Source organism: Massilia sp. METH4, from assembly GCF_037094685.1.
Taxonomy (GTDB): Bacteria; Pseudomonadota; Gammaproteobacteria; order Burkholderiales; family Burkholderiaceae_D; genus Rugamonas.
In genome coordinates, this window is sequence record NZ_CP146614.1 from 264,583 (window position 1) to 278,084 (window position 13,502).

The 13,502-nt window shown below is 64.8% G+C and carries 10 protein-coding genes; 1 reads left to right on the plus strand and 9 read right to left on the minus strand.

All coding sequences use genetic code 11. The annotated features are described in order from the left end of the window. Positions 1-105: 105 nt before the first annotated feature. The 6 genes from V6Z91_RS01260 to V6Z91_RS01285 all read right to left on the minus strand — a co-directional run bounded on the left by V6Z91_RS01260 (position 106) and on the right by V6Z91_RS01285 (position 8,228). A complete protein-coding gene (locus V6Z91_RS01260; protein WP_338765572.1) occupies positions 106-1,311 on the minus strand; it encodes an ammonium transporter in 1,206 nt (401 codons plus the stop codon). Between the two features lie 279 nt (positions 1,312-1,590). Further along, a complete protein-coding gene (gene mqo, locus V6Z91_RS01265; RefSeq protein ID WP_338765574.1) occupies positions 1,591-3,309 on the minus strand; it encodes a malate dehydrogenase (quinone) in 1,719 nt (572 codons plus the stop codon). 432 nt (positions 3,310-3,741) lie between these two features. Then, positions 3,742-4,095 (minus strand): cell division protein FtsB, encoded by a 354-nt coding sequence (gene ftsB, locus V6Z91_RS01270; RefSeq protein WP_338765577.1) that lies wholly within the window; start codon positions 4,093-4,095, stop codon positions 3,742-3,744. A gap of 61 nt (positions 4,096-4,156) precedes the next feature. Further along, on the minus strand, positions 4,157-5,440 hold the full coding sequence (gene eno / locus V6Z91_RS01275) for a phosphopyruvate hydratase (RefSeq protein ID WP_338765580.1): 1,284 nt from the start codon (positions 5,438-5,440) through the stop codon (positions 4,157-4,159). Positions 5,441-5,688: 248 nt separating this feature from the next. Next, positions 5,689-6,543 carry a 3-deoxy-8-phosphooctulonate synthase gene (gene kdsA / locus V6Z91_RS01280; protein WP_338772140.1) on the minus strand — a complete coding sequence of 285 codons (855 nt, stop codon included), beginning with the start codon at positions 6,541-6,543 and terminating at the stop codon, positions 5,689-5,691. 8 nt (positions 6,544-6,551) lie between these two features. Continuing rightward, positions 6,552-8,228 (minus strand): CTP synthase, encoded by a 1,677-nt coding sequence (locus V6Z91_RS01285; RefSeq protein WP_338765583.1) that lies wholly within the window; start codon positions 8,226-8,228, stop codon positions 6,552-6,554. A gap of 169 nt (positions 8,229-8,397) precedes the next feature. Here V6Z91_RS01285 and V6Z91_RS01290 point away from each other — a divergent pair, with 169 nt between their 5' ends. Continuing rightward, complete coding sequence (locus tag V6Z91_RS01290; protein WP_338765587.1) at positions 8,398-8,877, plus strand: PRC-barrel domain-containing protein; 480 nt, start codon at positions 8,398-8,400, stop codon at positions 8,875-8,877. Positions 8,878-8,996: 119 nt separating this feature from the next. On the opposite strand, the gene V6Z91_RS01295 is transcribed toward V6Z91_RS01290, so the two are convergent. From V6Z91_RS01295 to V6Z91_RS01305, 3 genes are all read right to left on the minus strand, one after another. Beyond that, the gene (locus V6Z91_RS01295) at positions 8,997-9,467 is read right to left on the minus strand and encodes a GNAT family N-acetyltransferase (protein ID WP_338765589.1); all 471 of its coding nucleotides are present in this window, start codon (positions 9,465-9,467) and stop codon (positions 8,997-8,999) included. Positions 9,468-9,565: 98 nt separating this feature from the next. Next, positions 9,566-10,009 (minus strand): hypothetical protein, encoded by a 444-nt coding sequence (locus tag V6Z91_RS01300; protein ID WP_338765592.1) that lies wholly within the window; start codon positions 10,007-10,009, stop codon positions 9,566-9,568. A gap of 120 nt (positions 10,010-10,129) precedes the next feature. Continuing rightward, positions 10,130-13,300 (minus strand): error-prone DNA polymerase, encoded by a 3,171-nt coding sequence (locus V6Z91_RS01305; RefSeq protein WP_338765595.1) that lies wholly within the window; start codon positions 13,298-13,300, stop codon positions 10,130-10,132. Positions 13,301-13,502: the final 202 nt, after the last annotated feature.

Genomic DNA, 13,502 nt, shown 5'->3' on the forward strand with positions numbered 1-13,502 from the left:
AACGCGGAGCCTGTCACCGGTTTTGCGGAAACATTGCCGGAAAATCGGTGCCTGTCACCGGTCTCGCGGCTCGGTATGTTCTGTACGTACCGTGGCAGATTGGCATCAGCCGGCCAGCGTTTCGCGTTCCGGGGTGGCGCTGATCTTGTGGATGGAGAGGTCGGCGCCGTCGAATTCCTGTTCGGGGTCGAGGCGCAGGCCGACGGTGGCCTTGAGGACGCCGTACACCAGCGCTCCGCCGGCGACGGCGATGACGATGCCCAGCACCGTGCCGGCCAGTTGCGACATGAAGGAAACCCCGCCGAGCCCGCCCAGCGCGTGGCTGCCGAAGATGCCGGCCGCGATGCCGCCCCAGGCGCCGCACAGGCCGTGCAGCGGCCATACGCCCAGCACGTCGTCGATCTTCCAGCGGTTTTGCGCCAGCGTGAACATCACCACGAAGATGGCACCGGCCACCGCGCCGGTGGCCAGGGCGCCGAGCGGATGCATCAGGTCCGAGCCGGCGCACACGGCCACCAGGCCGGCCAACGGGCCGTTATGGACGAAGCCGGGGTCGTTCTTGCCCAGCACCAGCGCGGCCAGCGTGCCGCCCACCAGGGCCATCAGCGAGTTGACGGCGACCAGGCCATTGATCTTGTCCAGCGTCTGCGCGCTCATCACGTTGAAGCCGAACCAGCCCACCGCGAGGATCCAGGCGCCCAGCGCCAGGAACGGAATGTTCGAGGGCGGATGCGCGGCGATGCGGCCATCCTTGCCGTAGCGTCCGCGGCGCGCCCCCAGCAGCAGCACGGCCGGCAGCGCGGCCCAGCCGCCCACTGCATGCACGACGACGGAGCCGGCGAAGTCATGGAACGGCGCCCCGAACATGGATTCCAGTGCGGCCTGGATGCCGAACCGGTTGTTCCAGGCGATGCCTTCGAAGAAGGGATAGATGAAGCCCACCAGCAGCGCCGTGGCGATCATTTGCGGGTAGAACCTGGCGCGCTCGGCGATACCACCGGAAATGATGGCCGGGATGGCGGCCGCGAACGTCAGCAGGAAGAAGAACTTGACGAGGTTGTAGCCATTGTTGGCAACCAGCGTATCGGTGGGGCCGAAGAAGTGCACGCCGTACGCGATGCCATAGCCCACCGCGAAGTACACGATGGTCGACACGGAAAAATCCACCAGTATCTTGACCAGTGCATTGACCTGGTTCTTCTTGCGCACGGTTCCCAGCTCGAGGAACGCAAACCCCGCATGCATCGCCAGCACCATGATGCCTCCCAGCAGGACAAACAAGGCATCGGCACCGCTCTTGAACGACTCCATCGACAGCCACTCCCTAACAAAGTGCAAAAGCACGCAGGGAGTGCAAGAACTGTGCCGTTATGGGGAGTGGAGTGCTTTGATGGTGCGCGATAGCGAACAAAGATGTTTCGCACCGTTATCGCCAGCTCATCAGCACTGGAGTGGTGCGCTGACGCGCCAAAATGGGGCTCATCCATGGTGAGACAGGCTGCCGGGCGGCCGGGCTCGCGTCGGCGTATTGTGCGAGAGTCCGCCGAAGGCGGACTCTCTTGATTGCTGCACGGTGTCAGCGTGGCAGCGTTACAGCGCGATGTCGGACACTTTCTTCAGTTGCCCAGGTTGACCAACCGGCGCCGTGCCGCCAGCGAAGCCCTCCAGGCTTGGCGATGCGATCGCCAGCTGCAGTGTTTCCGCGGTGGCCGCCCAGGTCGCCGCCAGCAGTTGCACGTTCTCGTTGAGCTTTTTCCCGTAGGACGGCACGATCTCACGGATCTTTGCCTGCCAGGCGGCGGTCTTCACGCGATCCGGGAATGCTTTCTCCAGCAGCGACAGCATGATCGCCGGCGAGGTGGAGCCGCCTGGCGACGCGCCCAGCAATGCCGATACCGAGCGGTCTGCCGACACCACGACTTCCGTACCGAGCTTCAATTGGCCGCCCTTGCCGGGAATGTCCTTGATGATCTGCACGCGCTGGCCGGCTTGCCACAGGCGCCAGTCTTCGTCCTTTGCCTCGGGCATGTAGCGGCGCAGCGCCGCCATCTTGTCTTCCCGGGACTGCTCCAGTTGCTCCGCCAGGTATTTCACCAGCGCGAATTCATGCACGCCTACCTGGAGTTGCGGCAGGACGTTGGACGCCGTGGTGGCCTTGCCGATATCGAAGTACGAGCCGTTCTTGAGGAACTTGGTGGACCAGGTAGCGAATGGCCCGAACAGCAACACGGTCTTACCATCGAGCACGCGCGTATCCAGGTGCGGCACCGACATCGGAGGCGAACCCGTATCCGCCAGGCCGTACACCTTGGCCAGGTGGCGCGACGTGATTGCCGGATTGTCCGTGACGAGGAACTCGCCGCCGACCGGGAAGCCGGCGTACTGCTTCGCTTCCGGAATGCCGGTCCGCTGCAGCAGGGGCAGCGCGGCGCCGCCGGCACCGATGAAGAGGTGCCGCGCATCGACCGTCTGGATCTTGGAATCGTCGTTGACGTCGAAGGCCGACACGCGCCAGGAACCATCGTCGTTGCGGGTGATGGAGCGCACCTCGTATCCGGTCGTGATACGGCTGCCGCGCGTCTCGCCGAGATGCTTGTAGAACTGGCGGGTGATCGACCCCAGGTTGACGTCGGTGCCGAGCGGCGAGCGGGTGGAGGTCACCACCTCGTCCGGCTTGCGGCCTTCCATCATGATCGGCACCCATGCGGCGATCTTGGCCGGATCGGTGGTCAGTTCCATGCCGGCGAACAGGGGCGAAGCCTTCAGCGCGGCGACGCGCTTTTGCATGAACTCGCGGTTCTCCTGGCCGAACACCAGGTTCATGTGCGGCGTCGAATTGATGAATTCGCGGGGATTGCCCAACACGCCCTTGCGCACCTGGTGCGCCCAGAACTGCCGCGAGATCTGGAACTTCTCGTTGATGTCGATCGCCTTGTCGATATGCACCTGCCCCTTGTCGTCCATCGGCGTGTAGTTCAGTTCGCAAAGCGCCGAGTGGCCGGTACCGGCATTGTTCCAGCCGTTGGAGCTTTCTTCGGCGACCTTGTCCAACCGTTCGAACACTTCAAACGTCCAGTTCGGTTCCAGCTCGGACAGATAGACACCGAGCGTCGCGCTCATGATGCCGCCGCCGATCAGCAGCACGTCAACCTTGCGATCCGCCTTGTCGGCACGGTATTGGCCGCCGAATGCAACGGAAGCGCCGCCCAGTACGGCCGCGGTGCCGGCGGCGGCACCGAGGAATTTGCGGCGGGAGAAGCGCTTGCCCTTGGCAGGCGCTGCGGGAGTGTTGCGATGTTCTTGAGTCATGGCATGGGTCCTTCCAGGAATCATTGAAAGCGGCAGCCCACCGTCCCTGGGGGCGGTGCGCACGCGAGCTGACGTGTTCGGAATTGCTTATCCAACGACGGCATGGCGAACATGCCGTGTCAGGGCGGGACTATCGTCCCGCATTGAGCAGAGTGTTTGTCAGGTCCAGCGGCAGGGGTTCCCTGCCGGCGCCGCGAAGAGCGCTTTGGGTAGCTGGCTGATCAGGCAGCCAAACTGGCCATTTTCGAACTCTTCAAATGCTTGCATGGGCTTGCAACGGGCGGTGCTTCGACGCTGAAGCAGCGATCATACTTGCCTGGGGACTATGAACCAATGAGGGTTTTTGCGTAGCGCCGCGATCTACCGGCGTGACGTGCCAGCCACCGACCGGCGGAAAGGATGTCGCGGTGGTCGCGGCGGACAGGCGCGTTGTCAGGGGCGGGCGGGCTTGGCGGGCTTGGCGGGTTCCTCGGCCGGCGGCGGGGCCGGCGTGGCGCCGTCGCCCGGGATCTGGCCCTTGCGCAGGATTTGCACGTAGATTTCGTTCTGCTTGATCATCGACAGCTCGTAGCGCGCGCGTTCTTCCACGGCACCGGTGCCATCCTTCAGGTCGCGCACCTCGGAGTCGAGCTTGGCATTGCGCTGCCGCAGTTGCTCGTTTTTCGCGTGGGCGGCTTCCACCTGCTGCTCCAGGTCCTGCACGCGCAGCCATCCGCCCTTCCCCAGCCATAATGGATATTGAATCAACAGCAGCAGGGCCGCCAGGGCAAGGGTGATCAGACGCATAGACAATAAAGAACCGGCCGGGAGTTCCGGCCGGTTGTAGTGGTGATTACTTCAGACGCAGTTATTTGAGATTATAGAATGCATCGCGGCCCGGATAGGAAGCGATATCGCCCAGATCTTCTTCGATGCGCAGCAACTGGTTGTATTTGGCCATGCGATCCGAGCGGGACATGGAGCCGGTCTTGATCTGCAAGGCGTTCAGGCCCACGGCGATGTCGGCGATCGTGGAATCTTCCGTTTCGCCCGAGCGGTGCGAGATCACGGCGGTGTAGCCGGCGCGCTTGGCCATTTCGATGGCGGCGAACGTTTCGGTCAGCGTGCCGATCTGGTTGATCTTGATCAGGATCGAGTTGGCGATGCCCTTCTGGATGCCTTCCTTCAGGATCTTGGTGTTGGTGACGAACAGGTCGTCGCCCACCAGCTGCACCTTCTTGCCCAGTGCCTGCGTCAGCAGCGCCCAGCCTTCCCAGTCGCCTTCGCCCATCGCGTCTTCGATCGAGATGATCGGGTACTTGTCGCACCAGGTGGCCAGCAGGTTCGTGAATTCCTGCGCGGTCAGGGACAGGCCCTCGCCTTCCAGCTCGTACTTGCCGTTCTTGTAGAACTCGGAAGCGGCGCAGTCCAGGCCCAGGGCGATCTGCGTGCCCGGCTCGTAGCCGGCTTCCTCGATGGCCTGGATGATCAGCTTGATGGCTTCTTCATGGTTCGCGACGGACGGTGCGAAGCCGCCTTCGTCGCCCACCGCCGTGGTCAGGCCCTTCTTGTGCAGGATCTTCTTCAGCGTGTGGAACACTTCGGCGCCGTAGCGCATCGCTTCCTTGAAGGTCGGTGCGCCGACCGGGATGATCATGAATTCCTGGATGTCCAGGTTGTTGTCGGCGTGCGCGCCGCCATTGATCACGTTCATCATCGGCACCGGCATCTGCATCGAACCGGAACCGCCGAAGTAGCGGTACAGCGGCAGGCCGGCTTCTTCCGCGGCGGCCTTGGCGACAGCCATCGACACGGCCAGCATCGCGTTGGCGCCCAGGCGCGACTTGTTCTCGGTGCCGTCCAGGTCGATCAGGGTGCGGTCCAGGAAGGCCTGTTCGTTGGCATCCAGGCCCATGATCGCTTCGGAGATCTCGGTGTTGATGTTCTCGCATGCCTGCAGCACGCCCTTGCCGAAGAAGCGCTTCGGATCGCCGTCACGCAGCTCGATCGCCTCGCGCGAACCGGTCGACGCGCCCGAAGGCACGGCCGCACGGCCCATCACGCCCGACTCCAGCAGCACGTCGCATTCGACGGTCGGGTTGCCGCGCGAGTCGATGATCTCGCGGCCGATGATATCTACGATTGCACTCATGTGTAGTCTCCAAGGTGGTGGAAAGCAGGTGACGGCGCGGCCGGGCTCGCTGCATGCTGGCTTGTAAAAGGCCTTGCAACATTAGCCACGCGCAAAAATTGCAGCAAGCGTAACAGAGGATGGCCTCGGAGGGAAGCGCGGCGGGGCTGTCGATACTCTTAAAGGGCCACTGAAAAACAAAAAACCCAACGGCAGAAAACTGCCGTTGGGTCCTCGTGCGGCCAGCCAGACGCAGGCTCAAAAACGGATCACTCGAAGCTGTCTTCGAGGAAGCCTGCCTTCTTCGTGATGCGATCGAGCTCGATCAGCGTGGACAGCAACTCCTTCATGCGCCCCAGCGGCACGGCGTTCGGGCCGTCCGACAGCGCGGTGGCCGGCGTGGGGTGGGTTTCCATGAACAGGCCGGCCACGCCCACGGCGACGGCCGCGCGCGACAGCACGGGCACCATGTCGCGCATGCCGCCCGACGACGTGCCGTTCCCGCCTGGCAGCTGCACCGAGTGCGTGGCGTCGAACACTACCGGGGCGCCGGTCTCGCGCATGATCGCCAGCGAGCGCATGTCGGACACCAGGTTGTTGTAGCCGAACGAGGCGCCGCGTTCGCAGGCGAGGAAGTTGTTCTCGTTCAGGCCCTTCGCGCGGGCGGCGGCACGGGCCTTGTCGATCACGTTCTTCATGTCGTGCGGCGCGAGGAACTGGCCCTTCTTGATGTTCACCGGCAGGCCGGACTGCGCACAGGCCGTGATGAAGTCGGTCTGGCGGCACAGGAAGGCCGGCGTCTGCAGCACGTCCACCACGGACGACACGATCTCGATCTCCTCGATCGAGTGCACGTCGGTCAGCACCGGCACGCCCAGCTCGCGCTTCACGTCGCCCAGGATCTCCAGGCCCTTTTCCATGCCGGGACCACGGTACGAGGTGCCGGAGGAACGGTTCGCCTTGTCGAACGACGACTTGTAGATGTAGGGGATGCCCAGTTCGGCCGTCATTTCCTTCATGGCGCCGGCCACGTCGAAGGCCATCTGGCGCGACTCGATCACGCAGGTGCCGGCGATCAGGAAGAACGGCTTGTCCAGGCCGACTTCGAAGCCACAGAGATTCATCTTGCCACTCATGCTGCATCTCCTTTCAGTTCCACACCATTGTTGGCAGCCTGGCCGTTGGCCGACTTGTGCGCCAGCGCGGCCTTGATGAACGACGTGAACAGCGGGTGGCCGTCGCGCGGCGTCGACTTGAACTCGGGGTGGTACTGCACGCCCATGTACCACGGGTGCACGTCGCGCGGCAGTTCCATGATCTCGCACAGGTCTTCCGTCGGCGTGCGGGCCGCCACCACCAGGCCCGCTTCTTCCACGCGCGACAGGTAATGGTTGTTGGCCTCATAGCGGTGGCGGTGGCGCTCGGTGACCACACCGCCGTAGATGTCGTGCGCGAGCGTGCCCGGTTTCACCGCGCAAGCCTGCGCGCCCAGGCGCATCGTGCCGCCCAGGTCGGAGTTGATGTCGCGCTTCTCGACCTTGCCGTCCTGGTTCTGCCATTCGTCGATCAGCGCCACCACCGGCTGATCCGTCTGCGGTTCGAACTCGGTGGAGTTGGCGTTGGTCAGGCCCGCCTTGTGGCGCGCGTATTCGATCAGCGCCACCTGCATGCCCAGGCAGATGCCCAGGTAAGGCACCTTGTTCTCGCGGGCGAATTGCGCGGCCTTGATCTTGCCTTCCACGCCGCGCTTGCCGAAACCGCCCGGCACCAGGATCGCGTCGTATTTCGACAGCGCCTGCGTGCCCTTCGCTTCGATCTCTTCCGAGTCGATGTACTCGATGTTCACGCGGCTCTCGGTGTGGATGCCGGCGTGGCGCAGCGCCTCGGTCAGCGACTTGTACGACTCGGTCAGTTCCACATACTTGCCGACCATGCCGATCGACACTTCCTGCTTCGGGTTTTCCAGCGTGTGGATCAGCTTCGACCACACCGACAGGTCGGCCGGCGCCGGGTCGATGTCCAGCGCCTCGCAGATGATCGCGTCCAGGCCCTGGTCGTGCAGCATCTGCGGCACCTTGTAGATCGTGTCCACGTCCCACACGGAGATCACGCCGCGCTCCTCGATGTTCGAGAACAGCGAGATCTTGGCGCGCTCGTCTTCCGGAATCTTGCGGTCGGCGCGGCACAGCAGCGCGTTCGGCGAGATGCCGATCTCGCGCAGCTTCTGCACCGAGTGCTGGGTGGGCTTGGTCTTCAGTTCGCCGGCGGAAGCGATGTACGGCACCAGGGTCAGGTGCACGAAGGCCGAATTCTTGCGGCCGGCGCGCAGGCTCAGCTGGCGCGCCGCTTCCAGGAACGGCAGCGATTCGATGTCGCCCACGGTGCCGCCGATCTCGCACAGCGCGACATCGTAGCCTTCCGCGCCACGGCGGATGTAGTCCTGGATTTCGTTCGTGATGTGCGGGATCACCTGGACCGTCTTGCCCAGGTATTCGCCGCGGCGCTCCTTGCGGATCACGGATTCGTAGATCTGGCCCGTGGTGAAATTGTTCACCTTGCGCATGCGGGTGCTGATGAAGCGCTCGTAGTGGCCGAGGTCCAGGTCGGTTTCGGCGCCGTCGTCGGTAACGAAGACTTCACCATGCTGCATGGGGCTCATCGTGCCCGGGTCCACGTTGATGTACGGGTCCAGCTTGAGCATGGTGACTTTGAGGCCGCGCGATTCGAGAATAGCGGCGAGGGAGGCGGCGGCAATCCCCTTACCAAGGGACGACACAACGCCACCAGTGACGAAGACAAATTTGGTCATTGCGAGATCGGGCGCCGGAAAGGCGCGATGCGGGAAATTGAAATTATAGCTTAATTCCGTGGCTTCATCATCCGCAGGGACTGCCGCCCCGGTCGAGCGATTGTGCGCGAACGTACAGACTGCGCCCGTGCCTGGACGGAAAATATCTTTATTTCAACAGGAGGCGACCATGAGTTTCGAACGCGATGGATACGGCAACTACGTCGACCAGGGCCACCAGGGGCCGGGGCCGCGCCTGATGGGCGCCGACACGCTGATCGGCGACCACATCCACAATATGCAGGATGAACACCTGGGCACCGTGAAGGAAATCATGCTCGACATGCAGAGCGGCCGGGTCGCCTACGTGGTGATGGCATCGGGCGGCGTGCTGACGATCGGCGAAAAGCTGTTCGCGATTCCCTGGGAAGCGCTGGCGCTGGACACGGCCAACCACCAGCTGCGCCTGAACATCGACAAGGACCGCATCGAGAATGCCCCGGGCTTCGACAAGGACCGCTGGCCCGACATGGCCAACCAGGCCTGGCAGACGGAAGTCCACAATTACTATGGAACGAGCGGCAGCACCGGCCTCGGCGGTGGCATGGGTGCCGGCAGCGCTTCCACCAGCAGCTCGCCGCTGGGTCACGACTCCGGCCGCGTGCTCTGATGGCATGACGGGCCGCTGGCCGGCCCCGTCATCTCCCTTGCCGGTTGTGTCCTGCGCGGGCCGCCGGCTTCGGCCATAACCCGGCCGCAACGCGAGCTCCTTCGGGAGCTCGCGTCTTTTTACGGTCCCTTCACCCACCGCATCGGCACGTCGACGATGCCATCGTGCTCGATCCGCTCGGCCTCCTGCACGAAGCCAAGGCGGCGGTACCATCCCACTGCCCGTCCGGCGGCTTTTACCGTGAAATTGCCGGGATTGCCCCGCGCCATTGCATCATCGCGCGCCAGTTCCCACAGGCGCTGGCCGAGGCCCTGGCCGTGCAGCGCTTCCTTGATGAACAGGTGGAACAGGTGCGTGTTGTCGCGCACGGCGACGACGCCTACCAGCTCATCGCCACGCAGTGCGACGTGGTAGCGGAAGGACTCCTGGGCCAGGTAGCGCCGCTGGGCATCGATGCCGACATTGGCGATGAACTGCTCCGCCCCCAGCCCTTGCGGATGCACGGTCAGGAACGGCAGCAGGTCCTTGATGAGGGAACCGATCGCATGCGCGTCGGCGACGGTGGCGGGGCGTATTGTCAAATTGTCCATCGGCACATTGTGCCAGCAAAGGCCGATGGAGGAAACGTTCAGTGCACCCGGAGCGGGCGGCGCGGCATCGCCTGCCGTGCGCCCGCCACGATGTCGATTCAGTCCGCCACGGTCCAGTCGACCGTGCCCTGCCCGGCATCCTTCACCTGCCGCAAGCCGTCGACCAGCCGCGCCAGCGCGGCGTCGGGCACGAGGGCGCGCCCGGTCGTCGGCTGGTAGCCGCCGTCGCCGGACGGCAAGGCGATGGTGCAGTAGAAGAGGAAGTTCGGCGCCACGTAGTCGTCGAAACCGAGGATGACACGGGCCTCGTCCGGCATGCCGAATGGCAGCGCGCCGGCGGCGGGCGAGTTGTGCGCGGCGATCTTGGCGAACACGTCGTGCAGGTTTTCCAGTTCGCCTTCGCGCAGTGAAATCGGCGCGGTCAGCGATTCGCCGCCTTCGTCCACCATCGTGAACCGGGCGGCCCTGGCGTTTTCCGGGAACGGGTCGACTTCGATGCGCAGCGTGGTCAGCACGCGTTCATCCGCCTCTGGCTGGTTCATGGCTTTTCCTCCTTGTATTGGTAATAAGTTCGCGGTAATGGATTCGTGGTGATTGGGTCGCGGTGATTGATTCGCGGTGATTGGTTCGCTATGTTACCCCCGAAGTCCGCCCTCCGGCACTCAACAGAAGTCGCGGCTCGATGTGGGCAGGCTGCCCAGCAGCGGCGACAGGTCGACCAGCCGCTTGGCCACCAGGTGCCGCACGATGCCTTCCTGCTGCCACACGCCGTATACGCCCAGCAGCGAGGCGCCCAGCACCTCGCGCCGGAATTTGTCCACGAGGTCGGGCCAGACGATCACGTTGACGTTGCCCGTCTCGTCCTCGATCGTGATGAACAGCACGCCCTTCGCCGTGCCGGGCCGCTGCCGCACCGTGACGATGCCGGCGCCGCGCGCCAGCTGGCCATCGGCGAACGTGTTCAGCACCTCGGCCGGCAGGAAGCGCTTTTGCAGCAGTTGCGGGCGCAGCAGGGCCAGCGGGTGCCGGCCCAGGGTCAGGCCGTGCGAGCGGTAGTCGCCCACGATGTCGTCGCCTTCGCTGGGCGCGCGCAGCGCCGGGGTGTCCTCGACCGGTTCGGTGGGGCGCAGCAAGTCCTTGTCCGGCACCGCGCCGACCGCTTCCCACAATGCCTGCCGTCGGTTGCCGGCCAGGCTGCGCAGGGCATTGGCGCCGGCCAGCACCTGCAGGTCGTGGCGGTCCAGCTGGGCGCGGCGCGCCAGGTCGGCCACGCTGTCGAACGCGCGCAGCGCGCGCGTCTGCTCGATACGCTCCGCGGTCTCGGCACGCATGCCGCGCAGCAGCGACATGCCCAGGCGCACCGCAGGCTGCAAGCCTTCGCCCTTCTCTTCCAGCGCCGAATCCCAGCCGCTCACGGTGATGTCGATCGGCCGCACTTCCACGCCGTGCCGCTTGGCATCCTGCACCAGCTGCGACGGCCCATAAAAACCCATCGGCTGGCTGTTGAGCAGCGCGCACAGGAAGGCGGCCGGTTCGTGGCACTTGATCCAGGAACTCACATAGGTCAGCAGCGCGAAGCTGGCGGCGTGCGATTCGGGGAAGCCGTATTCGCCGAAGCCCTGGATCTGCTCGCAGATGCGCTCGGCGAACTCGATGTCGTAGCCCCGGTCGGTCATGCCCTGGATGATGCGGCCGCGGTATTTGTCCATGCCGCCCTTGCGCTTCCACGCGGCCATGGCGCGGCGCAGCTGGTCCGCCTCGCCTGCCGAGAAGCCGGCCGCGATCATCGCCACCTGCATCACCTGCTCCTGGAAGATCGGCACGCCGAGCGTGCGTTGCAGCGCCGCCTCCAGGCCTTCCGGGTAATCGACCAGCGAAGGGTCGAGGCGGCGCTGCAGGTAGGGGTGCACCATGCCGCCCTGGATCGGGCCGGGCCGCACCAGCGCCACCTCGATCACCAGGTCGTAGAAGCGGCGCGGGCGCAGCCGCGGCAGCATCGTCATCTGCGCGCGCGACTCGATCTGGAACACGCCCACGGTGTCGGCCTCGCACATCATGTCGTAGGTGGCGGTGTCGTCGCGCGGCACGTCCTGCATGCGGAATTGCTCGCCGCGGCGCTGGCCGATCAGGTCCAGGGCGCGGCGCAGCGCGGACAGCATGCCCAGCGCCAGCACGTCCACTTTCAACAGGCCCAGTTCCTCCAGGTCGTCCTTGTCCCACTGGATCACGCTGCGGTCCTTCATCGTGGCGTTCTCGATGGGCACCAGGCGCGAGAGCTTGTCCTGGGCGATGACGAAGCCGCCCACGTGCTGCGACAGGTGGCGCGGGAAGCCCAGCATCTTCTGCGCCAGGCTGGCCCACTGGTTGGCCAGTGGCGAATCGGGATCGAGCCCGCATTCGGCAAAGCGGTTCAGCAGTTCATGCTTGCTGTCGAACCAGTGGTGCGACTTGGCCACCTTCTCGACGATGGCCAGGTCCACGCCGAGCGCCTTGCCCGCGTCACGCAGCGCGCTCTTGGGGCGGTAGCAGATCACGGTGGCGGCCAGCGCGGCGCGGTGCCGCCCATATTTCGCGTAGATGTACTGGATCACCTCCTCGCGGCGCTGGTGCTCGAAGTCCACGTCGATGTCCGGCGGCTCGTCGCGCTCGCGCGAGATGAAGCGGCCCATCAGCAGCGTGCTCTCGGCCGGGTTCACCTCGGTGATGCCGAGGCAGTAGCACACGGCACTGTTTGCCGCCGAGCCGCGGCCCTGGCACAGGATGTCCTGCGAGCGGGCGAAGCGCACGATGTCGTACACGGTGAGGAAGAAGTACTCGTACTTGAGCTCGGCGATCAGTTCCAGCTCTTCCTCGACCTGCTGCTGCACCTTGGCCGGAATGCCGCCGGGATAGCGGATGTGCGCACTCAGGTACGTTTCCTGCCGCAGGTAGGACGATGGCGTGTGCCCCTCGGGGATCAATTCGTTGGGGTATTCGTAGCGCAGCTCGTCCAGCGAGAACGCGCACATGCCCGCGATGCGCACCGTTTCCTCCAGCGCCGCGCGCGGGTAGACGTTGGCCAGCCGCACCCGCGAGCGCAGGTGCTGCTCGGCGTTCTGCGCCAGCGCGTAGCCGCATTCGGCCACCGGCTTGCCGAGGCGGATCGCCGACAGCGTATCGTGCAGGGGCTTGCGCGAGCGCACGTGCATGCACACCTGCCCCGCCGCGACGACAGGCAGCCGGTGCTGCGCCGCCACTTCCTCGATGCTTTGCCGGTGACCTTCGTCGAACGCGCGCTGCAACAGGGTGAGGCCGAGCCAGGCGCGCTCGCCGAACGTGGCCGCTATCCAGGCCGCCTGGGCATGCAGCCTGTCGACGTCCGCCGGCTCCCACACGGGATACGAAGGCAACACGATCAGCAGGCAGTCGGGCAGGCCGCGCAGGTGCGTCCGCTCGGGCGGCGGCGCCGCGAAGTCATCGGGGAGCAGCAGGTATTCGCCCTTGGCGGCGCGCGTGCGGCCCAGCGTGATCATCTCCGAGAGGTTGCCGTAGCCGTTGCGGTTCTGCGCGATGGCCAGCAGCGACAGCGCCTCGCTGCCATCCTTGTTCGACAGGCGGAACCAGCTGCCGATGCGGAGATTGGCATGCCAGCCGGCCCCCTTCGCCTCGCCATGGGCGCGCACCACGCCGGCCAGCGAGCACTCGTCCGTGATCGCCAGCGCCGCATAGTCCAGCTGGATCGCGCGGGCCACCAGTTCCTCCGCGTGCGAGGCGCCCTGCAGGAACGAGAAGTTCGTCATGCAGAACAGTTCCGCATAGGGCGGCAGTCCGAAGGGTGGCGTGGCGGCTGGCATGGTGACGCTGATACTGTATAAACATACAGTATTATACCCTCCGGCCCGCTTCAAGCGCCGCTACGCGGCAGCAGTGCTCCATACCAGAATTTTGGCATTGCACGGTAATAAAAATTGTGTCGTTTGCAAAATTGTCACACTGTGGATGTTGCGCCTAGGTCAAATGTATACGGGCCGATAAAATCGCCGATTTACCCGTTTC

What these genes read in the sequence shown, in the direction of transcription:
- V6Z91_RS01260 (WP_338765572.1), bottom strand. Translation starts at nt 1,311, where the DNA reads ATGGAGTCGTTCAAGAGCGGTGCCGATGCCTTGTTTGTCCTGCTGGGA.
- mqo (WP_338765574.1), bottom strand. Translation starts at nt 3,309, where the DNA reads ATGACTCAAGAACATCGCAACACTCCCGCAGCGCCTGCCAAGGGCAAG.
- ftsB (WP_338765577.1), bottom strand. Translation starts at nt 4,095, where the DNA reads ATGCGTCTGATCACCCTTGCCCTGGCGGCCCTGCTGCTGTTGATTCAA.
- eno (WP_338765580.1), bottom strand. Translation starts at nt 5,440, where the DNA reads ATGAGTGCAATCGTAGATATCATCGGCCGCGAGATCATCGACTCGCGC.
- kdsA (WP_338772140.1), bottom strand. Translation starts at nt 6,543, where the DNA reads ATGAATCTCTGTGGCTTCGAAGTCGGCCTGGACAAGCCGTTCTTCCTG.
- V6Z91_RS01285 (WP_338765583.1), bottom strand. Translation starts at nt 8,228, where the DNA reads ATGACCAAATTTGTCTTCGTCACTGGTGGCGTTGTGTCGTCCCTTGGT.
- V6Z91_RS01290 (WP_338765587.1), top strand. Translation starts at nt 8,398, where the DNA reads ATGAGTTTCGAACGCGATGGATACGGCAACTACGTCGACCAGGGCCAC.
- V6Z91_RS01295 (WP_338765589.1), bottom strand. Translation starts at nt 9,467, where the DNA reads ATGGACAATTTGACAATACGCCCCGCCACCGTCGCCGACGCGCATGCG.
- V6Z91_RS01300 (WP_338765592.1), bottom strand. Translation starts at nt 10,009, where the DNA reads ATGAACCAGCCAGAGGCGGATGAACGCGTGCTGACCACGCTGCGCATC.
- V6Z91_RS01305 (WP_338765595.1), bottom strand. Translation starts at nt 13,300, where the DNA reads ATGCCAGCCGCCACGCCACCCTTCGGACTGCCGCCCTATGCGGAACTG.